The organism is Lentzea sp. NPDC092896, from assembly GCF_044754905.1.
In the GTDB taxonomy this organism is placed as follows: Bacteria; Actinomycetota; Actinomycetes; order Mycobacteriales; family Pseudonocardiaceae; genus Lentzea.
Genome location: NZ_JBIVPX010000010.1, coordinates 123,212 through 142,859, shown reverse-complemented (window position 1 = coordinate 142,859; position 19,648 = coordinate 123,212). Strand labels below are relative to the sequence as shown.

Annotated in this window: 20 protein-coding genes; 8 read left to right on the top strand and 12 right to left on the bottom strand. The window is 69.6% G+C overall.

The features are described from left to right. Positions 1–10 precede the first annotated feature (10 nt). Together ACIQF0_RS37575 and ACIQF0_RS37570 are read right to left on the bottom strand one after the other, a co-directional pair. Positions 11–838: an undecaprenyl-diphosphate phosphatase gene (locus tag ACIQF0_RS37575; protein WP_360036844.1), complete on the bottom strand. Its 828-nt coding sequence runs from the start codon at positions 836–838 to the stop codon at positions 11–13. Continuing rightward, complete coding sequence (locus ACIQF0_RS37570) at positions 835–1,884, bottom strand: LLM class F420-dependent oxidoreductase (protein ID WP_360036847.1); 1,050 nt, start codon at positions 1,882–1,884, stop codon at positions 835–837. Before ACIQF0_RS37570 ends, ACIQF0_RS37575 begins: the two co-directional genes overlap by 4 nt. A 72-nt stretch (positions 1,885–1,956) precedes the next feature. Here ACIQF0_RS37570 and ACIQF0_RS37565 point away from each other — a divergent pair, with 72 nt between their 5' ends. The 3 genes from ACIQF0_RS37565 to ACIQF0_RS37555 all read left to right on the top strand — a co-directional run bounded on the left by ACIQF0_RS37565 (position 1,957) and on the right by ACIQF0_RS37555 (position 3,990). Then, positions 1,957–2,922: an aldo/keto reductase gene (locus ACIQF0_RS37565; protein ID WP_360036850.1), complete on the top strand. Its 966-nt coding sequence runs from the start codon at positions 1,957–1,959 to the stop codon at positions 2,920–2,922. A 202-nt stretch (positions 2,923–3,124) separates the two neighbouring features. After that, the gene (locus ACIQF0_RS37560) at positions 3,125–3,781 is read left to right on the top strand and encodes a YncE family protein (protein WP_401037897.1); all 657 of its coding nucleotides are present in this window, start codon (positions 3,125–3,127) and stop codon (positions 3,779–3,781) included. After that, positions 3,778–3,990 carry a DUF5703 family protein gene (locus ACIQF0_RS37555; RefSeq protein ID WP_093602889.1) on the top strand — a complete coding sequence of 71 codons (213 nt, stop codon included), beginning with the start codon at positions 3,778–3,780 and terminating at the stop codon, positions 3,988–3,990. The genes ACIQF0_RS37560 and ACIQF0_RS37555 overlap by 4 nt, the downstream gene beginning before the upstream one ends. Here the strand turns inward: ACIQF0_RS37555 and ACIQF0_RS37550 are convergent. Continuing rightward, entirely contained in the window at positions 3,983–4,915 is a 933-nt protein-coding gene (locus ACIQF0_RS37550) for an aldo/keto reductase (protein WP_401037895.1), read from the bottom strand. The two genes, ACIQF0_RS37555 and ACIQF0_RS37550, sit on opposite strands and share 8 nt — an antisense overlap. 69 nt (positions 4,916–4,984) lie before the next feature. Here ACIQF0_RS37550 and ACIQF0_RS37545 point away from each other — a divergent pair, with 69 nt between their 5' ends. From ACIQF0_RS37545 to ACIQF0_RS37535, 3 genes are all read left to right on the top strand, one after another. Continuing rightward, complete coding sequence (locus ACIQF0_RS37545) at positions 4,985–5,707, top strand: helix-turn-helix domain-containing protein (protein ID WP_401037893.1); 723 nt, start codon at positions 4,985–4,987, stop codon at positions 5,705–5,707. Between the two features lie 46 nt (positions 5,708–5,753). Continuing rightward, the gene (locus ACIQF0_RS37540; protein ID WP_401037891.1) at positions 5,754–9,395 is read left to right on the top strand and encodes a helix-turn-helix domain-containing protein; all 3,642 of its coding nucleotides are present in this window, start codon (positions 5,754–5,756) and stop codon (positions 9,393–9,395) included. 188 nt (positions 9,396–9,583) lie between these two features. Beyond that, complete coding sequence (locus ACIQF0_RS37535) at positions 9,584–10,027, top strand: hypothetical protein (protein WP_360036868.1); 444 nt, start codon at positions 9,584–9,586, stop codon at positions 10,025–10,027. Here ACIQF0_RS37535 and ACIQF0_RS37530 read toward each other — a convergent pair. From ACIQF0_RS37530 to ACIQF0_RS37490, 9 genes are all read right to left on the bottom strand, one after another. Continuing rightward, positions 10,008–11,105: a hypothetical protein gene (locus ACIQF0_RS37530; RefSeq protein ID WP_401037888.1), complete on the bottom strand. Its 1,098-nt coding sequence runs from the start codon at positions 11,103–11,105 to the stop codon at positions 10,008–10,010. The genes ACIQF0_RS37535 and ACIQF0_RS37530 overlap by 20 nt on opposite strands. A 14-nt stretch (positions 11,106–11,119) precedes the next feature. Then, positions 11,120–11,953 (bottom strand): alpha/beta fold hydrolase, encoded by an 834-nt coding sequence (locus tag ACIQF0_RS37525; protein ID WP_401037886.1) that lies wholly within the window; start codon positions 11,951–11,953, stop codon positions 11,120–11,122. 63 nt (positions 11,954–12,016) lie between these two features. Next, the gene (locus tag ACIQF0_RS37520; RefSeq protein WP_401037883.1) at positions 12,017–12,805 is read right to left on the bottom strand and encodes an SDR family oxidoreductase; all 789 of its coding nucleotides are present in this window, start codon (positions 12,803–12,805) and stop codon (positions 12,017–12,019) included. 11 nt (positions 12,806–12,816) lie between these two features. After that, a complete protein-coding gene (locus ACIQF0_RS37515) occupies positions 12,817–14,142 on the bottom strand; it encodes a M20/M25/M40 family metallo-hydrolase (protein ID WP_401037881.1) in 1,326 nt (441 codons plus the stop codon). Between the two features lie 19 nt (positions 14,143–14,161). Next, positions 14,162–15,052, bottom strand: a complete 891-nt coding sequence (locus ACIQF0_RS37510) for a glutaminase (protein WP_401037878.1) — start codon at positions 15,050–15,052, stop codon at positions 14,162–14,164. 26 nt (positions 15,053–15,078) lie between these two features. After that, positions 15,079–15,672, bottom strand: coding sequence for a DUF6801 domain-containing protein (locus ACIQF0_RS37505; protein ID WP_360036884.1), 594 nt, complete (start codon positions 15,670–15,672; stop codon positions 15,079–15,081). A gap of 143 nt (positions 15,673–15,815) precedes the next feature. Further along, complete coding sequence (locus tag ACIQF0_RS37500) at positions 15,816–16,973, bottom strand: PucR family transcriptional regulator (protein ID WP_401037876.1); 1,158 nt, start codon at positions 16,971–16,973, stop codon at positions 15,816–15,818. Positions 16,974–17,031: 58 nt separating this feature from the next. Beyond that, entirely contained in the window at positions 17,032–17,700 is a 669-nt protein-coding gene (locus ACIQF0_RS37495) for a GAP family protein (protein ID WP_401037873.1), read from the bottom strand. Continuing rightward, on the bottom strand, positions 17,697–18,263 hold the full coding sequence (locus tag ACIQF0_RS37490; RefSeq protein WP_401037871.1) for a TetR/AcrR family transcriptional regulator: 567 nt from the start codon (positions 18,261–18,263) through the stop codon (positions 17,697–17,699). The genes ACIQF0_RS37495 and ACIQF0_RS37490 overlap by 4 nt, the downstream gene beginning before the upstream one ends. A 78-nt stretch (positions 18,264–18,341) precedes the next feature. On the opposite strand from ACIQF0_RS37490, the gene ACIQF0_RS37485 reads away from it, so the two are divergent. Together ACIQF0_RS37485 and ACIQF0_RS37480 are read left to right on the top strand one after the other, a co-directional pair. Then, on the top strand, positions 18,342–18,746 hold the full coding sequence (locus ACIQF0_RS37485; protein ID WP_401037868.1) for a hypothetical protein: 405 nt from the start codon (positions 18,342–18,344) through the stop codon (positions 18,744–18,746). 18 nt (positions 18,747–18,764) lie between these two features. Then, positions 18,765–19,640, top strand: a complete 876-nt coding sequence (locus ACIQF0_RS37480; protein WP_401037866.1) for a LysR family transcriptional regulator — start codon at positions 18,765–18,767, stop codon at positions 19,638–19,640. Positions 19,641–19,648: the final 8 nt, after the last annotated feature.

Here is a 19,648-nt window from a genome sequence, read left to right as displayed (position 1 = left end):
GACACCCACCTTAGATCGGCTGCAGCAACCCCATCGACAGCAGCCCCATCAGCACGAGCCCCAGCATCAACCGGTACCAGACGAAAGCCGAGTACGAATGCTTCGACACGTACTTCAACAACCACGCGATCGTCGCGTACCCCACCACGAACGCGATCAGCGTCGCCACGATCATCTGCGGCACCGACGCCTGCGCGCCCTCACCCGAACGCTCCAGAACGTCCGGAATGGAGAACAACCCCGCCCCGAACACCGCCGGAATCGCCAGCAGGAACGAGTACCGCGCCGCCGCCTCCCGAGTCAGCCCCAGGAACAACCCCGCAGTCAACGTGCCACCCGAACGAGAAACGCCCGGGATGAGCGCCAGCGCCTGCGCCAGCCCCATCCCGATCGCGTCCTTCATCCGCAGCTCGTCCCGCTGCTGCTTGGCCATGTGGTCCGCCAGACCCAGCAGCAGACCGAACACCACCAGCATCGTCGCCGTGATCCACAGGTTCCGCGCCGACGTCCGGATCTCGTCCTTGAGCAGGTAACCGAGAACAGAGATCGGCACGGAACCGATGATCACGTACCAGGCGAGCCGGTAGTCCTTCTCCTTGCGCGCCTCCGCGCTGAAGAGGCCGCGGAACCAGGCGCTGATGAAGCGCCCGATGTCCTTGGCGAAGTAGATCAGCACCGCCACCTCGGTACCCAACTGGATCACCGCGGTGAACGAAGCGCCCGCGTCGTTGCCGAAGAACAGCGTCGACGTGATGCGCAGGTGCGCACTGCTGGAAATCGGCAGGAATTCCGTCAGTCCTTGGACCAGTCCGAGGACCAGAGCCTGCAACCAGCTCAACTACCCACTCCTGCCAGATCCAAAGCCTCGGCCGCGGTCCGAAGACCCGCGATCCCCTGCTCCAGATCTTGCAGCATCGGCGAAACGGACAGCGTGGTGACCCCCGCGGCAGCGAGCGCCTTCATCTTGTCTGCTATGCGCTCCTTCGGGCCCAGCAACGACGTCGCGTCCAGGAACTCCAGCGGAATCGCCGCCATCGCACCCGCGTAGTCACGAGCCAGGTACTTCTCCTGGATCTCCTCGGCCTGAGCCGGGAAACCCATGCGCACCATCAAGTTGTTGTAGAAGTTCTGCTTGCGCGAACCCATGCCGCCCACGTACAGCGCCGTGTACGCGCGAACCGGGTCAGCACACGCCTTCCAGTCCTCACCGACGATCAGAGGGACGGTAGGAACGACGTCGAAGCCCTCCATCGTCAGACCGGCCTTCTCCCGGCCCGCCTTCACACTGGCCAGCGACTCCGCCGAGTACTCCGGCGAGAAGAAGATCGCCAACCAGCCGTCCGCGATCTCCCCCGTCAACTCCAGGTTCTTCGGGCCCACAGCGGCGAGGTAGATGGGAATCTGCTCCCGTACCGGGTGGACGGTGAGCTGCAACGCCTTACCGGGACCATCCGGCAACGGCAGCGTGTAGTGCTCACCCTCATAGCGCAGCTTCTCGCGAGACAGCGCCTTCTTCACGATCTCCACGTACTCACGCGTGCGCGCCAACGGCTTGTCGAACCGCACACCGTGCCAACCCTCCGACACCTGCGGACCCGACACACCAAGACCCATCCGGAACCGCCCACCGGACAACGTGTCCAAAGTGGCCCCGGTCATCGCGGCCATCGCCGGCGTCCGCGCCGGAATCTGGAAGATCGCGCTACCGACGTCGATGCGTTCGGTCTGCGCGGCCACCCACGCGAGCACCGTCGGCGCGTCGGAGCCGTAGGCCTCCGCGGCCCACACCACCGAAAAACCGAGTCGGTCGGCCTCTTTGGCCAGCTCAAGGTTCGCGGCGTCGTTGCCGGCGCCCCAGTATCCGAGGTTCAGTCCGAGCTTCACACGGCGAGACCCTACCGGTCAGTAACACCGATTGCCAGGCTCAGCCGATGATCACCCCTTAGCATCGCGCACGTGGAACAGCGATACCTCGGCCGCAGCGGCCTCCGCGTGTCCAGGACGGCACTGGGCACGATGACGTGGGGCCGCGACACCGACGCGGACGAGGCCGCCACCCAGCTCATGGCCTTCGCCGACGCCGGCGGCACCCTCATCGACACCGCCGACGTCTACTCGGAAGGCGAAGCAGAACGCCTCCTCGGCACCCTCCTCGACGAAGTCGTCCCCCGCGACGAACTCGTCCTCGCCACCAAAGCCGTCGCCCGCCGCACCGAAGGCCCCTTCGGCGGAGGCGCCTCCCGCGGCGCACTCCTGTCCGCCCTCGACGGCTCCCTGCGCCGCATCGGCGTCGACCACATCGACCTCTGGCAACTCCACGCCTGGGACGCCGGCGTCCCCATCGAGGAATCACTCTCCGCCCTCGACCACGCCATCACCTCCGGCAAAGTCCGCTACGCCGGCATCTCCAACTACAGCGGCTGGCAACTCGCCACCGCCGCCCTCACCCCCACCACCTACCCGCTGATCTCCACCCAGGTCGAGTACTCCCTGCTCGAACGCGGCATCGAACGCGAAGTCGCCCCCGCCGCCCGCCACCACGGACTCGGCCTCCTGCCCTGGGCGCCCCTCGGCCGCGGCGTGCTCACCGGCAAGTACCGCAACGGCACCCCACCCGACTCCCGCGGCGCGTCCGCGCACTTCGCCGGCTACGTCGAACAGCACCGCAACGAACGCGCCGCCCGGATCGTGCAGGCCGTCTCCACCGCCGCGGAAGGCCTCGGCACCTCCGCACTGTGCGTCGCCCTGGCCTGGGTCCGCGACCGGCCCGGCGTGATCGCCCCCGTCGTGGGCGCCCGTGACACGAACCAGCTCATCGCCTCGCTCGAAGCCGAGGAGCTCACCCTGCCGCCCGCGATCAGGGCGGCTCTGGACGACGTCAGCGCCATCGAACTCGGCTACCCCGAACGCCCCATGCCCTGAGCCCCTCTTTCGTTGCTGGCTTGTGGTTCGGAGGGAATCTGGAGCCGGAGAACTCGGGATGTTAAATTTCGGTCTACACTGAAGCAATAGAGATAACTGCCAGACGAAGCGGCCGAACGGGGTTTCACCCCACCCCTTGCGTGACCTATGACCGCCCGTCAGGGATGCTGGAGAGGACGACTTCCGCGAAGGGAACCCGATCTTGCGCCGGCTCGCTGCTCTGCTCCTGACCACCGCGACGCTGGCAGCGTGCGGCCAGAGCGAAGGGTCACAGGATCCCCTGCAGGTCGCGGAGACCCTCGAAGCCGCCAAGCCGGCCCACTCCCCCGCCCAGAACGCCACCCTGCCCGGCGAGATCACGCCCGGCGGCACGTTCACCGAGACCGGCACCACGCTGAAGTTCCAGGTCAACGGCCGTGACGTCGAACTCGACCGGCTGCGCAGCGCCGTCTTCGAGATGACCGAGGACGACAAGGGCGCCGAGACCAGAGGCGCGGGCCTGCGAGCGGGCGACGGCGCCACCAACGGCGTCCCCGACCGCTTCGGCCGGCTGCTCGTGGTCGACACCCGCGGCGGGGAGTTCATCGCCTTCTCGATCAACCCGCTGATCATGCGCCAGCGCTACCCCATGCCCGGCACCCCGTACGGCATCGCCTACGACGGCAAGCGCGACATCGCGTGGATCACACTCACCGACCGCAACGAGGTCGTCGGGCTCAACGTCGCCGCGGGAGAACCAGCCGAGAAGTACCGGTTCCCCACCGTGCGTCAACCCAACACCGTCAGCGTCGACCAGGAATCCGGACGCGTCACCGTGACGTCCGGCGACAACGGAGGGATACAGGTGATCGCACCATGAACGAAGGGGTGATCGACGGAGACTGGGAATACCGGCCGCTGCGTCTGCCGCCCGGCATCTCCCGCCGAACCGCGACCACGCAGCTGGCCATCCAGGCCGAGTTCGCCGGCTGGGAACTGTCCCGCACGCTGCTCTACAGCGACGGCTCCCGCAAGATGTGGCTGCGCCGCAAGCGCCAGCCCGCGTTGCTGCCAGGCCTCATCACCTGACGACAACGGCGGAGCCGAACGCACCCGCCTCGCACTCCGCGATGAAGTCCGCCGGAAAGCCCCGCTCGAACGGGGCCGCCGCCTCCAGGCGCGCGACCGCTTCCGGCGGCAGCACCACCTCGCCCAGGCAGTCCAGCACCTGCTCCGGAGTCCGCGCGCCCACCAGCGGCAGCGCCCCGGACGCACGCACCCACGCCAGCGCCACCTGAGCAGGCGTCGCACCCAACTCCTCCGCCACGGACCGCACAGCCCGCGCCGCCCGCTCCTCCGGCCCGGTCAGCACGCCAGAGCGCCGCGTGCCACCGGACAGCTTCCCCGCCGCCAACGGCGCCCACGCCGCCACGCTCAACCCCAGCTCCGACGCCATGGGCAGCAACTCACGCTCCACATCGCGTTTCAGCAGGTTGTACGGCACCTGCAACCCCGAGAACGCCGTCCAGTCCCGCCACTCCGCCAGCGTGTTCGCCCGCGCCACGAACCACGCCGGCGCGTCCGACACCCCGACGTAGAGCACCTTCCCCGCCCGCACCACGTCGTCGAGCGCCCGCATCGTCTCCTCGACCGGCGTGTGCCGATCCCACAGATGCACCCACAGCACGTCCACGTAGTCCGTCCGCAACCGCCGCAACGACTGCTCCAGCGACAGCACCAGGTTCTTGCGGTGGTTCCCGCCCGCGTTCGGATCCGCCGCGTCCCGCGACAACGTGTACTTCGTCGCCACCACGAACCGGTCACGCCGCCCCAGCACCGCGCCAAGCACCTCCTCGCTCTCCCCGTACGCCGAAGCGGTGTCGAGGAAGTTGCCGCCGGCGTCGGCGTAGACGTCGATCACCCGCCGCGCCACGTCCTCGGACCGCAACGTCATCGTGCCCAGCAACAACTCCGAGACGCGCAGACCGGTCCGGCCGAACAGTCGATATCGCATGATCCACAGCATCACCGCGGACGACGAACGCAGGGAGACCGGCTCAGGGCCCCTCTAAGCTCAGCCGTCATGGCCGACAACGCACTGGGCCGCTTCCTGCGCGCCCGCCGCGAAGCCACCACACCCCCGAGCACCGAACGCCGCCGCACCCCGGGACTGCGCCGCGGCGAACTCGCCGACCGCGCCCGCATCAGCGTCGAATACCTCACCCGCCTCGAACGCGGCACCGACCGGTCCCCCTCCGGCCAGGTCCTGGCCTCCCTCGCCGACGCCCTGGCCATGACCGCCGACGAGCGCGTCCACCTGTACCGGCTGATCAAGGCGGACACGACCTGCGCTCCTCCCCCGCCACCGCCGCTGCGCCCGACCGTGACAGCCACCCTGGACGCCCTCGGCCCCACCGCGGCCGCCGTCCTCTCCCCCGCCGGCGACGTCCTCGCGAGCACCGCACGGTTCGGCGAGATCTCCGGCTTGGGCGACGAGCAGAACCTCGTCCGCTTCGCGTTCAGCCCCGACTCGAAGGCCCACTACCCCGACTGGGAGCAGGTAGCGAACGACCGGGCCGCCGCCCTGCGCGCCGCCGCGGACCTGGGCGATCACCAGGCGGCCGCGCTCGCATTCGAACTCTCCATCACCGCCGGCGCCGCCTTCACCGACCGCTACGACGCCGCATCGTCCCTGCCGCCCACCACCGGCACCGAACGCTGGGGCGCTCACCTCCTGGTGTTCGAGACGCTGTACCTGGCGGGCGAAGGTGAACACCGGTTGATGATCTACTTCAGTCAACACTGAAGCAATAGAGCATGACGAGAAGTAAGCGGATGAAACAATCACCGTCATGCCCCGCCCGGAGAAACCGCTCGACCCGTTCGCCGGGCCCGTCGAACAGTTCGCCTTCGACCTGCGCAAGCTCCGCGAGAAGGCCGGCTCCCCCGGCTACCGCGAACTCGGCAAGCTCAGCCACTACTCCGCCAGCACCCTCGCCGACGCCGCCCGCGGCCAGCGGCTGCCGAGCCTCGCCGTGGCGCTCGCGTTCGTCCGGGCCTGCGGTGGTGACGAGGAGACCTGGGAACGGCGCTGGCGCGAGATCGGCGAGACCGAGCAGCCCTCCCCCGTGGCCGACTCCCCCTACGTCGGCCTCAAGGCGTTCACCGAGCACGACGCCGACCGCTTCTTCGGGCGGGAACGGCTCGTCGGCAAGCTGCTCACCAAACTCGACCAGCACGCCACCGTGCTGGTCATCGGCGCGTCAGGCTCCGGCAAGTCGTCGCTGCTCAGGGCCGGTCTGCTGGCCCGCAAGCCCGGCGAGCTGATCACCCCGAGCACCTCCGAGGCGATCCCGGAGACCCCGGGCCTGCTGGTCGTCGACCAGTTCGAGGAGATCTTCGCGCTCCCCCACCGCGACGAGTTCATCGCCGCGCTCACCGCACGCGACGGCCAGACCGTCATCGGCCTGCGCGCCGACTTCTACGGCCACTGCGCCCGCCACCCCGCTCTCCTCGACGCCGTCGAGGACGCCCAGGTCCTGGTCGGCCCGATGACCACCGACGAACTGCGCAAGGCCATCACCCAGCCCGCCGTCGAGGTCGGCTGCGCGCTCGAGACCGGACTCGTCGCCCGCCTCATCGCCGACGCCACCGGCGAACCCGGCGTCCTACCCCACGTCAGCCACGCGCTGCTCGAGACGTGGCAACGCAAGCGCGGCAACACCCTCACGCTCACCAGCTACCACGAGAGCGGCGGCATCGCCCGCGCCATTGCCAACACCGCCGAGAACGCCTACACCGGACTCGACGAGCGGCAGCGAACCCAGGCGCGCCAGGTGTTCCTGCGCCTGATCACCCCCGGCGAAGGCACCGAGGACACCAAACGCCACGTCAAACGGTCCGAGCTCGGGGCGGACGACGTCGTCGAGCACCTCGCAGGAGCACGCATCCTCACCGTCCACGACGACAGCGCCGAGATCAGCCACGAAGCCGTCATCCGCAGCTGGCCCCGCCTGCGCGACTGGATCGCCGAGGCACGCGACGACCTGCGCGTGCACCGCCGGCTCACCGCCGCGGCCGCCGACTGGGAGGCCCACGGCCGCGACCCCGGCTCCCTCTACCGGGGCGCGCCGCTCACCCAGGCCTCCGAGTGGGCGCATCGCGAACCCGGTGCCCTCAACGCCGACGAGCAGGTGTTCCTCGACGCCAGCAAATCCGCGGTCGAACACGGCCTCGCCACCGAGAAGCGCCGCACCACCAACCTGCGCCGAGTCGTCGCACTGCTCGCCGTGCTGCTGCTCGTAGCCACCACCGCGTCCGTGTTCGCCGTACGCGCCCAACGCCAGACCACGGAACAACGCACCATCGCGCTCGCCCAGAAGGCCATCGCCGAGGCGAACAGCCTGCAGGACCGCGACCCGAGCCTCGCGAGCCAGCTGCGCCTGGCCGCCTACCGCCTCACCGGGCTGCCCGCGGCCCGTGACGCCCTGCTCAGCACCTTCGCCGCACCCCAGGTCACCGTCGTGCGAGGTCACCAGGAAACGGCGTCGTTCGCCGTGTTCAGCCCGGACGGCAAGATCCTGGCCACCGCGGCCGACGACCGCACGATGATCATCTGGGACTTCACCGACCCCTTCCACCCCAGCGAGCTCGGCCGCGTCCACGCCGGCGGCAACGCCACCCACGGCATGGCGTTCAGCCCGGACAGCAGGACGATCGCGGCCGCGGGCTGGGACGGTCTGATCCGCCTGTTCGACGTCACCGACCCGCGCAGACCCGTCGAGAAGGCCCGTGTCTCCGGCCACGAGGGCCAGGTGCAGGCCGTCGGGTTCACCCCGGACGGCCGCTCGCTCGTCAGCGGCGGCCAGGACAGGACCATCAGGATCTGGGACATCTCCGGCCCCGCCACGCTCGTGCGCACCATCCAGGCCCACGACGGGAACGTGCACGGGATCTCGCTGAACCGTGACGGCACCACCATCGCCTCGGCGTCGTGGGACGGCACGGTCAAGCTCTGGGAGATGGCGACCGGCACCCCGCTGTCCGTCATCGACGCCACCCCCGGCGACTACGCGGTCGACGGCGTCTCCTTCTCCCCCGACGGCCGCACGATCGCCACCGGTGCCGACAACGGCGACGTGCGCCTGTGGGACGTCACCGACCAGCGCGCTCCCGCGTTGCTCAGCATCGCGAGCGGGCATTCCTTCTCGGTCCACGCGGTCGCGTTCTCCCCCGACGGAAGGTTCCTCGCCAGCGGCGGCGGCGACAAGACGATGCGACTGTGGAACGTCACGGACCGCCAGAACGTCCGGATCGCCGCGGTACTGGGCGGTCACACCGACGCCCTGGGGTCGGTGACCTTCAGCTCCGATTCGCGCAGGATGGTCACCGCCACCACGGAGGCCGAGGTCAGGGTGCTCGACCTGGCCAACCTGAACTATCCGCGGCACAAGCACACCGTGTGGAAGCTCGACTACGACAAGCAGGGACGGTACTTCGCGACCGTCGCCGAGGACGGCGCCATCAAGCTGTGGCGGCCGGACGACCGGCACGCCGAGGAGATCTCCACCCTGCCCGTGTTCGCCCCCGACGACGAGACGATGACGCTCGACATCAGCCCCACCGGCAACGTCCTGTTCTCGTCGTCCACGACCACCGCCGCCCTGTGGGACGTCGGCGACCCGGCCAAGCCGCGCCTGCTGACCAAGGCGATCACCTCGAACGTCCCGATCGTCGGCGCCACGTTCAGCCACGACGGCAGGATGCTCGTCGCCGCCGAGGACGACGGTGTGATCGGGCTCTGGAACGTCTCCGACCCGACAGCCCCGGTCAAGATGGGCGGATTCAGCGTTCCCAAGACCGACACCGTCTGGCAGGTCGAACTCTCCGAGGACGACCGCACGCTGGTGATCGCGAGCGGCAGCCGGGAGCTCCAGCTCTGGGACGTCAGCGATCCCGCGAAGCCGCGGGCGTACCCGGCGCTCAAGACCGACGACAACCCCGACCCCATCCGCCGCGGCGGGCAGGCGGGCAGCGACGAGGTGTTCACCGTCGTGATCCACGGCGACGTCATGGCGTTCGCGAACCAGGGCGCGAGCGGCGCGCTGTACGACATCAGCGATCCCGCACAGCCGCGCAAGCTCGCGTCCCTGCCCAACGACGGCGGCCCGTTGCAGCGCCTGGCCGTCTCCCCCGACGGCACCCTCGTCGCGGCCGGCACGACCGACGACGTCGTCCGCGTGTGGGACGTGAGCGATCCCCGAAACCCCCAGGTCCGGGCAGTGCTGCACGGTCACACCGAACGGGTGTGGGGCGTGGCGTTCGCGCCGGACAACCGGACGCTCGCGACGGGAGGCGCGGACCGCACTGTCCGCGTCTGGGACCTCGACGTCGAGGCGACCGCGACCCGCGTGTGCACCACTACGACGGCGCACCTGTCCAGTCGGCACTGGGAGCACTACTTCCCCGGCGTGGAGCCGAGGCCTCTCTGCTGAACAACACCACTCACCTTTCCTCTCGACCACATTTGTAGTGCGAAAACGTTGTGTGGTGTCGATGCGTCCGAGCCTTACAACAACGTTTGAGCAACTACGGCGACCAACGGCGGGAAGGTGAGGCTTCAGTCAACACTGAAGCAATAAAATCCACCGAACTGGTTGTAGATGTGATCAGATTCTGGGTCATGGAGCTCGTGCCGCACGAAGTCGGGGTCGCTCACAGCGCACTGCCGCACGACGAAACGTCCGCCCGTGCCCTGCTCGCCGAAGCCGCGGCGCAGGGCCTGCACACAGTGGTCGTCACCGCAGAGGAAGGTGACGAACGCGCCATAGCCGTCCTGCGCGAACTCCGCGCGGAATGGCACACCGAGGACGGCCGGGTCACCGCCCAGCTCGACACGGACGCCGAGGGCCAGCTGGCCCACCTCTGGGGTCTCACGGCGGAGCAGCGGGCCGGGTGGCTCGCCGCGTTCCCCCGCCACGACGACCCGAACTGGTGGATGCACCGCCTCCTGGTGCTCAACCACCACCCGGAGTGGGCGCCGCTGAAGGACTGGCTGGTCGACGAGCACGTCCGGCTCTTCGGCCGTCCGCCGGGAAGACGTCGCTCTAGCGCGGCAGGCCGCTGAAGTCCGGTTGGTGGAACCGCTGGATCCAGGGGATCGGGTCCTCCTTCGGGGTGTCCCGATCCGGCTGGACCGCGGCGAACGTCAGCACCGGCACCCTCGGCACGCCCACCGCGATCACGTCGCCGTGCGTCCCGGCGATCCACATGACGCCGGTGTCGGCGATGTTCGCCACCACGTGCAGGTCGGGGATCACGAACTGAACGAGCGCGAGCCCGCCGGGCATCTGCGCGAGCCCGGCGACGTTCTGGTTGGGCTTCCACGGGAACAGCGTGATCGCCACCGGCGTCCACTGCGCCGAGTTCTCGACGGCCTTCACGGCGTCGCGGTACCAGCGGCTGATCTCGATCGCCGTCGGGACGCCCAGCAGCCCCAGCGCGGTCATCAGTCCGCCGACGACCAGCCCGGCCGGTGCGAGCGGGAACAGGCTGAGCAGGACCAGCACTCCCCCGAGTCCTCCGGGCACGGCCGCCCACAACCACGACCGAACGCCCCACCGCATGCCCTTGTAGGCCTTCATCGTGGCCGCGTCGTCGAGCGGCCTGCCCAACGGACGTTCGACGCGCTCCCGTGCCGGATGGTCCTCAGCCTCACCGGCCTTGGCGTTCTCCAGCTTCGCGAACCCGGCCGCCCTGACGACGGCCTTGCCGGACGCGTCAGGACCGCAGACGAAGACCTCCTGCCGTTCCAGCACCATGTCCGGCAGGTCCTGGAACCAGCCCTTCAGCACCGTACCGTCACCGAGCAGCAGACGGTCGTGCAGATCGTCGTCCTGCTTCTCCGCGACCGTGGCCGGCACGCGCCGCCACGGCTGCTCGAGCAGGCCGCGCCGCAGGGCCCTGGTCTCCGACCGGTACATCAGCGGGCCGAGCCCGAACAGGAACGTGACCAGGAACAGCACGACCATCGCGCCGACGTTGCCGGGGGTGCTGGCCAGGAACAGGCAGGCCACGCCGAAGGCGCCCGTCACGACGGCGATGCCGCCCAGCGTCGTCGCGCCCCAGCGCAGGTCCTGCAGGATCAGGCCGGTGGACCAGTCGTCCTTCGCGGGCACGTCCGTGCGCGGTTCGAGGTACTGCACGCACCAGCCCCCAGCTATGCCTTCGCGGCCACCTCGCGGATCAGGTTCGCGAGCTCCGCCGGTCGTTCGAGCGGAAGCATATGTCCGGCGTCGGCCAGCACGACCGACGTTCCGCCGAACTTCACGGCGTCGGACTCGGGCACCAGCCGGTCCTCGTCCCCCACGACGGCGACCACGGCCTTCTCCTTGGCCACGGTGAGCCCGGCCTCGCGGTCGTAGCGGTCCACGGCGGGCCGGAACAACGCGACGGTCTCCGGCCAGTGCGCCCACACCATGTCCGCGGTCAGTTCCACGTCCTCGGCCGCCGGCTGGTCGCCGAACAGCCACCACCGCAGCCCGGCGGTCTTGGTCGGCTCGATCTTCTCCCGCACCGCGCGCACGATCGGGCCGAACGCCCGTTCCAGCTCCCGCACGAGCTTGCCGACGGCCTTGGGCCACGCGAGCGTCGTCTCGGACATGCCGCTCGCCGCCGTGGACACGAACACGTTGCCCAGCACCCGCTGCCGGAACAGCCGCGGCCGGCGTTCGGCCATCGCGAGCGCCGCCATGCCGCCCATCGAGTGGCCGGCGATGACGATCTGCCCCTGCGGCACCGCGCGTTCGATCAGTTCGCCCAGGTCCTCCCCGAGCTGATCGATCGTGGCGGTCTCCTTGGACGCGCCGCCGGACTTGCCGTGGCCGCGGTGGTCGTAGGCGATGACCTGGTAGTCCTGGCTCAGTTGCTCCACTACCTTGTGCCAGCTGCGGTGGTCGAGCGCGTAGCCGTGCGCGAGCACGACCGTCACGGGTGCCTCGGGATCCCCCGCGCGCATCACGTTGAGCTCGGTCCCGTCCTCCAGCCGCACCATGCGCTGTCCTTTCGCCGTGTCGTCTGTTCGTCCTAACGAGACAACCCGGTTCCAGGACACGCCCTAAATGCGGCCGAGCACCACTTCGGGTGGCAACTTCCCGCCACCGACGCCCGGCACGCCGCGGAAGTCGTAGGCCGTCGCCTTCCCGCCGGGCTGGATGATCCAGGCCTCCCCCGGTTCGCCCTGTGCCAGCACGGTCTGCAGCGCCTCGGCGACGTCGGACGGCGTCAGCAGCGGGAACGCGACGGAGTTGAACTCCTCCTTCGCCGCGCCCAGCAGCAACGTGTCGACGAACCCGGGACACAGCGCGGAGACCGTGATGTTGTCACCGGCCAGTGCCTTGCCCGCCGCCCGTGCGTACCCGACGACCGCGTGCTTGGTCAGCGTGTACAGCGGATCGGCGGGCATGGCCGTCAGCCCGGCCAGCGACGCCGTGATCACGATCCTCCCGCCGCCCTGCCGCCGCAGTGCCGGGACGGCGGCGCAGAGCCCGTAGACGACGTGGTCGACGTTGACCCCGACCAGCTTGCGGTAGCGGGCGACGTCCAGGGCGTCGTCCACTCCGGTCTGCCCGCCGCCGATCCCGGCGTTGAGGAGCACGACGTCGAGGCGTCCGAACTCCTTCTCGACCTGCTCCACGACCGCGGGCATGGTCTCGGGATCGGCGACGTCACCGGCGATGGCGATGCCGCCCACCGCGGACGCGACCCGGTGCGCGCCGGCGGCGTCGAGGTCGAGCACCGCCACCCGCGCGCCGAGCTTCGCGAGCCGGTGCACGACGGCGGAGCCGATACCCCGCGCTCCGCCGGTGACCAGCGCGACCTGACCGGTCAAATCCACAGTGGACACGACACCACTCCTCAGCTGTTGCGCAGGAATCGGTCGAGGACCCGGACGCCGAACTTCAGGGCGTCCACCGGCACGCGCTCGTCCACGCCGTGGAAGAGCCCGGAGAAGTCGAGGTCGGCGGGCAGCTTCAGCGGCGAGAAGCCGAAGTTGCGGATACCGAGCTGCTGGAACGACTTGGCATCCGTGCCGCCGGAGAGCATGTACGGCAGCACGCGGGCGCCGGGGTCCTCGGCCAGGAGCGACGCCGTCATCGCGTCCACCAGTGCGCCGTCGAACGTCGTCTCGACCGGCGGCAGGCCGACCCACTCCCGTTCCACGTCCGGGCCGAGGAGCTCGGCGAGCTCGCGGTCGAACGCCTCCTCGCGGCCCGGCAGGATCCGGCAGTCCACAGTGGCCTCGGCGGTCGACGGGATGACGTTCGCCTTGTACCCGGCGGAGAGCATGGTCGGGTTCGCGGTGTCGCGCAGCGTCGCGCCGATCATCCGCGACAGCGCGCCGAGCTTGCCGATCGAGCCCTCGATGTCGTCGTCGGGGAACTCGAGGCCGGTGATCTCGGTGACGCCGTCGAGGAACTCGCGCACGGACGGGCGGATGATCAGCGGCCACTGGTGCTGGTCGAGCTTGGTGACGGCGGCGGCGAGCTTCGCGACCGCGTTGTCGCGGTGGATCATGCTGCCGTGCCCCGCGGTGCCCTTGACCCGCAGCTTGAGCCAGCGGATGCCCTTCTCGGCCGTCTCGACGAGGTACGCGCGGACGTCGTCCTTGAGCGTGATCGAGAAGCCGCCGACCTCGCTGATCGCCTCGGTGACGCCCTCGAACAGCTCCGGCCGGTTCTCCACCAGCCACTTCGCGCCGTAGAGGCCGCCCGCCTCCTCGTCGGCGAGGAACGCGAACACGATGTCGCGCGGCGGCACGACGTTGTTGCGCTTGAAGTGCCGGGCCAGGGCCAGCGTCATGCCGACCATGTCCTTCATGTCGACGGCGCCGCGGCCCCACACGTACCCGTCCTGCACGGCCCCGGAGAACGGGTGCACCGACCACTCGGAGGCGCCGGCGGGCACGACGTCGAGGTGACCGTGCACGAGAAGCGCGCCCCGGCTGGGGTCGGCCCCTTGCAGGCGCGCGACGACGTTGCCGCGGCCCTTGGCCCCGGACTCCACATAGGTCGTCTCGTAGCCGACCTCGGACAGCTTCTCGGCCACCCACTCGGCGGCTTCGCGCTCCCCCACGACCGTCGCGGGATCACCCGTGTTCGTCGTGTCGATCCTGATCAGCTCACTGACGAGGGTGACGACCTCGTCTTCCGCCAGTGCCAGTGCGTTCCCCGTTGTGCTCACCCCGTCTTCCTACCATCAGTCAGAACACCGACCAGCCCGTGGACGTGGTGAATCGGTCCAAGGCGTCCACGCCCGCGAGAGAGTTGCCCCGCGCGTCCAATCCTGGGCTCCAGACGCAGATCGCGCACTTTCCGGGCACGACGGCGATGATGCCGCCGCCGACGCCGCTCTTGCCGGGCAGGCCGACGCGGTAGGCGAACTGGCCGGCGGCGTCGTAGGTGCCGCACGTGAGCATCACGGCGTTGACGCGTTTCGCGCCGCTGACGCCGAGCAGGCGGGTGCCGTCGTTGCGGACGCCGTGGCGGGCGAGGAAGAGGGTGGCGCGGGCAAGATCAGCGCAGCTCATCGCGATCGAGCACTGCCGCACGTACTCGTGCAGCACGACGTCGACGGGATTGCGCATGTTGCCGTAGGAGGCCATGAAGTGCGCGAGCGCGCGGTTGCGGTCGCTGTGGTCCATCTCCGACTTGGCGACCTCGGGGTCGACGTCGATCCGCGCGTTCCCGCTCTCCTGGCGCAGGAACGCGAGCAGCCGGTCGGCCGCGCCGAGGCCGAGGTGGTCGGTGACGACGACGGCGCCCGCGTTGATGAACGGGTTGCGCGGGATGCCCTGCTCGGTCTCCAGCTGGACCAGCGAGTTGAACGGTGACCCGGACGGCTCGCGGCCGACGCGGGTCCACACGTCGTCGTTCTCGGCGAGGGCCAGAGCGAGCATGAACGCCTTGGAGATGCTCTGGATCGAGAACGGCCTGTCGTAGTCCCCCGCGCCGAAGACCTCGCCGTCCAGGGTGGCGACGGCGAGGCCGAAGGCGTGCGGGTCGATCCTGGCCAGTGCGGGGATGTAGTCGGCTGAGGCACCACCTGGCGTGACCTCTGAGGTGATGCGGTCCACCAGTTGCTGGAGCTCCATGCCGTCATCCCATCACGGGATGAGCCTTACGCCACCGGGAACTCGTGGAACTTGGTGGCCTGACCGGCCTTGACCGTGCAAGGCGAGTTGACGGTACCGATCCACGTCGGGTCGCCGTTGGCGTAGCGGGGCGTCAGCGCGAGCGTCGCGTTGCCCAGTGAGATCGACGCCGTGCCCGCGTTGGCGAGCGTGAGCGCCGGCAGCGTGCCGGTGGCGACGACCTGGAACGTGCCCGAACCGGGAACCGCGGTGTTCGGGATGGTCGACGTCGCCGTCAGGTTCTGGACGCTGCTCCCGTTGGTCACCGTGATGCTGGTGCTCAACGTGCCGTCGACGGAGCGGCCGCCGATCCACCACAGCGTGTTGCGGATGTCGTCCGACACGGTGGTGGTCACCGTCGTCGAGGCCGCCGCGGTCGGCACCCCGACGGTGGCGGAGTCCGGCGCGTCCGGCGAGGTGACCACGGTCGGCATGTCGTGCGTGCCGGTGATCGAGAACTCGCACACGTAGGTGATGTTCAGCGAGGCGGTCGCGGCGGAACTGGTGCCGGCCGTCGTCACGCTCAGCGCTCCGGCAACCAGAACGACGGCGGCGGCGCGCGCGAAAAGTCCGGTCTTCATCTGCAGGGACCTCCTGAGTACGTCATTGAACTGCAAGAAGGCGGTGTTGCTTTACTCGCCAGTAAAGTAGCCAGCTTTGATTCGGCAAAGCAAGCAAAAACCGTCTTTTGTCACCCGCGTACGAAATGACTTCCGGCCGTTTGTCAGTCGCGCAGCAACAAATAGTGCGCGCGCAGCGCCAGTTCGAGGGTGAACCGTTCCTCGGCGTCGTGCATTCGGTCGCCGAACAGTTCGTCCAATTGGTTCACGCGGTACCGCACGGTCTGCGGGTGCACCTTCAGCCGGGCGGCGACCTCGGGCGCCCCGCCCCGTGCCGACAGCCACACCAGCAGCGTCTCGGCGAGCTTGGTGCGTTGCAGGTCCGTGAGCGGGGCCAGCGGCGCCAGCGCCCGTTCGGCGAGCTGCCTGGCCAGGAACTCGTCCGCGAGCACGGTGAGTTCGACGATGTGGTCGGCGCAGTCCAGCACGGGTTTGTCGGGCAACACCTTCTCGCGGGAGAGAGCGAGCACGCGGCGGGCGCAGGCCAGCGACCTGGGCGCGTCCTGCGGCGGCACCGGCAGGCCGACCGCCGCGCGCCACCCCGGCAGGGCACCGCGCAGCCAGCGGGGCACCGCGGCCGGGTTCGGCACCAGCAGGTACGGGGTGGCGTCCTCGAAGTTGACCAGCACGTCGGCCGGCAGGTCGTCCGCGGGTGCGGCGGACGGCTCCAGCGCGACGGCCACGAGCCGGTCGGGCATCGGCCAGGACGCCGCCCTCGCCGCGTCGAGCACGGCCTGCCAGTTGTTCGCGGGATCGCCGACGAGCAGCTCCATCAGCTTGCGCCGCTTGCGTTCCAGCGTGCCCGCCGCGCTCGCCTGGGCAGCGGCGTATCCCTCGACCGACAGGCTGACCAGTTCGTCGACGTGGGCGATCATCGCCTCGCCCAGCACCGACATGAGGCGCAGCGACAGCTCGCGCCGCTCGGCGAACCCGCAGACGTGCCGCCACGCCACCCGCGCGCCGATGCGGTAGGCGGCCTGGAGGCTGTCGAGGCTGCGGCCGGACTTGAACTCCCACGCGCCGAGCTTGCGGTGGATGTCGTCGTGCGGATCGGGCTCGGAATCCGGCGCGGCGATGCGGTCGACGAACTTCACCAACGCCTGCCGGATTCCGTCCACCACGTTGTCCCGGAACGTGCTGTATTCCGGAATGGATTTCTCGATCGCCTCGAAAATGCTCACCGAAACGGGCGCCACTTCCATTCGGAGCAACGGCGCCAGTTCGCGCGGGACCGATCTTCTCGGATCGTCCAGCCCAGTCATCCTGGCGAGTGTAGGAGGAAAACGAAACCGGGTCGTTCAGCCAACTGGACCAAATGGTTCACAGGAAGAACAGCCGGGCGACGGCATCGCGTGCGACCAGGAACCCGGCGATGCCGAGGATCCAGCCCGTCGCGCTCGCCCCCTTCTCCGCGAACCACGTGCTGATCCTCGTGAGGAACGGCTCGATCCTCGCCCGCAGCGCGAGCCTCCCGCCGAGCAGCAGCAGCGCGGGCACGATCATGACCAGGCAGTATCCGGCGAGCAGCAGCCCGATCTGGGCCGGCCGCAGCTCGGCGGCGCTCATCATCCCGATCGCGCCCAGGTACGGCAGCATCGTCGCGAGTTCGACCACGCCCGCCAGCACCGCGACACCGGCGAGCGCCATCGCGGACCCGTTGGCGTTGACGCGGTTCTGCCACTTCCCCGTGTTGGTCTTCTTCTTGCTGTCGAAGCGGAAGCTGATCGCGAACAGGGCCACGCCGATCACCAGCTGGATCCAGTAGGCCACCTGGTTGTCGAGGTGGCCGGCGAGTTGCGTGGCACCGAGCACGATCACGATGCCGACGGCGAAGTAGAAGACGGTGATCGTGCCGAGGTAGACGGCGAACCTGCTCAGTTTCAGCCGCCCCGGCGTGAGCATCAGCCAGATCGGGATGAACAACGTCCCGATGCTCGTCGAGTCGAGCAGCGCCAGGCCTGCCAGCGCCGCCACCAATCCCAGTGTCACGTGCTCCCCCACAGTCGTTCGAGGTGGCGCGCGATCACCCGCCGCGCCACGTCCTCCGTCATCACCTCGGGCTCCAGCGCACGTTGCGCAGTCACCCCGTCGACCAGTGCCGCGAGCCCGACGGCCTCCCCGCCGTCCAGGCCCGCGCCCTCCAGCACTTGCCGGCACAGATCCCTGATCTGCTGCGCGCCCTCCACGTGCCGTTGCAGCAACACGGGATTCGCCGCCGCACGAGCCGCGAACGCCAGCCACACCCGTGCGCGTGCCGCGTCCTCCACGAGCCCGATGGCACACAAGGCGCCGTGCAGGCGGTCCTGGAGACTCCCCTCCTGCTCCAGGACCGCCTGCACGCGTGCGGTGAGCTCCTCCACGAGCTGGTCCTGCGCGAACAGCAGCAGCTCGTCCTTGCTGCGGAAGTACTTCTGCAGCAGGCCCGTGGTGGCGTTCAGCTCCCTGGCGATCCTGGGCAGGCTCGCCGCGTCCAGCCCCTCGGCGTCGACCACCCGGTAAAGGGCGGCGACCACCTGCCGGCGCCGTTCGACGGGATCCGCGTGTTTTGGCACGACCGTTAGATTACGACCTTAATCTGATCACCGCAACTTCGCTGGCAACCCCGGCCCCGCTCAGGCGTCGAACACGATGTGAAGCGGTGGATCTGGGCGGCGGCGGCCGCGGTGCCGGTGGTGGCGGGCACGATCTGGTGGGCACTTCCCAGCACGACGGACGTCGCGGTCATCACCGCGATCAACCCCGACGGCACGGTGCAGTGGGTCGACGGGGAGATCCGGCCCGCCGAGGAGAACAACTCCTTGGTCCACGAACTGCCTGGTGAAACGCATGTCTCGAAGCTCGCCGACGACGTGGAGATCCGCCTTGCGTTCGGGTGTGGTGAGACGCAGGCGCTCACGCTGACATGGACGGGGATGGGTGCGGCGCCGTGCAGCCGCGCGGACTTCCTGGCCAAGGCGGACCCGCCCTACGCGCCGCGGCTGACGTTCAACGGCGACGGGGAGATCACCGAGATTCAGGGGCGATACCACCCGTAGCCCGTATACACCTGGTCCATGGACCTGACTGCGGTTCCGCTGGTGGCGTTGCGGGTGTTCCAGGAGGTGGCCGAGCGGGGCTCGCTGAGCGCCGCGGCCGCCGCGCTGGGCTACACGCAGTCGGCGGTGTCCCGGCAGATCGCCGCGCTGGAACGGGTCGTGCGCGCGCCGTTGCTCGACCGGCAGCGCGATGGCGTGCTGCTGACCGACACCGGGCACGTGCTCCTGCGGCACGCGGGGCTGGTGCTCGCGCAACTCGACGCGGCGAGCCGTGAGCTGTCCGGGCTGCCGGCGACCGCGGGCACCGTTCGGCTCGGGTGGTTCACCAGCGCGGGCGGCACGCTGGTCCCGTCGGCGCTGGCGTCGTTGCGGCGCAGCCATCCGGCGTTGACCGTGACCACGCGCGACGGCACCACCGCGTCGTTGGTTCGCGCCCTGCGAGCCCGCACGGTCGACATCGCGGTGCTCGCGTGCGAGCCTCCGTTCCCGCCGCTGGACGACGAGACGCCGGCGTTGCGGACGAAGGTGCTGGACGAACGCGAGCTGCTGCTGGCCGTGCCGTCGACGCATCCGCTGGCGCACAAGGACTTCATCGACGTGGCCGACCTGCGCGGCTGGGCGTGGATCGCCGGCCCGCCCGGTTTCGGCGTCTGGCCGGGGCTGGACGAACGGGTGACCATCGCCCACGTCGCGCGGGACTGGCTGGCGAAGCTTCAGCTCGTGGCGTCCGGTGCGGGCATCACGACGTTGCCCGAGCCGTTGGCCACGTTGGTCCCGCAGGGCGTTCAGGTCATCCGAGTGCGTTCGAAGGAGCGGCAGCGCATCGTCGTCGCGTGGCTGAACCTGTCCGAACCGGCGTCGGTGGTGCTGGACGCGCTCGTGCTCCGCGCATGACATCTGTC

What these genes read in the sequence shown, in the direction of transcription:
- ACIQF0_RS37555 (WP_093602889.1), top strand. Translation starts at nt 3,778, where the DNA reads ATGAACGAAGGGGTGATCGACGGAGACTGGGAATACCGGCCGCTGCGT.
- ACIQF0_RS37550 (WP_401037895.1), bottom strand. Translation starts at nt 4,915, where the DNA reads ATGCGATATCGACTGTTCGGCCGGACCGGTCTGCGCGTCTCGGAGTTG.
- ACIQF0_RS37545 (WP_401037893.1), top strand. Translation starts at nt 4,985, where the DNA reads ATGGCCGACAACGCACTGGGCCGCTTCCTGCGCGCCCGCCGCGAAGCC.
- ACIQF0_RS37540 (WP_401037891.1), top strand. Translation starts at nt 5,754, where the DNA reads ATGCCCCGCCCGGAGAAACCGCTCGACCCGTTCGCCGGGCCCGTCGAA.
- ACIQF0_RS37535 (WP_360036868.1), top strand. Translation starts at nt 9,584, where the DNA reads ATGGAGCTCGTGCCGCACGAAGTCGGGGTCGCTCACAGCGCACTGCCG.
- ACIQF0_RS37525 (WP_401037886.1), bottom strand. Translation starts at nt 11,953, where the DNA reads ATGGTGCGGCTGGAGGACGGGACCGAGCTCAACGTGATGCGCGCGGGG.
- ACIQF0_RS37510 (WP_401037878.1), bottom strand. Translation starts at nt 15,052, where the DNA reads ATGGAGCTCCAGCAACTGGTGGACCGCATCACCTCAGAGGTCACGCCA.
- ACIQF0_RS37505 (WP_360036884.1), bottom strand. Translation starts at nt 15,672, where the DNA reads ATGAAGACCGGACTTTTCGCGCGCGCCGCCGCCGTCGTTCTGGTTGCC.
- ACIQF0_RS37500 (WP_401037876.1), bottom strand. Translation starts at nt 16,973, where the DNA reads ATGACTGGGCTGGACGATCCGAGAAGATCGGTCCCGCGCGAACTGGCG.
- ACIQF0_RS37480 (WP_401037866.1), top strand. Translation starts at nt 18,765, where the DNA reads ATGGACCTGACTGCGGTTCCGCTGGTGGCGTTGCGGGTGTTCCAGGAG.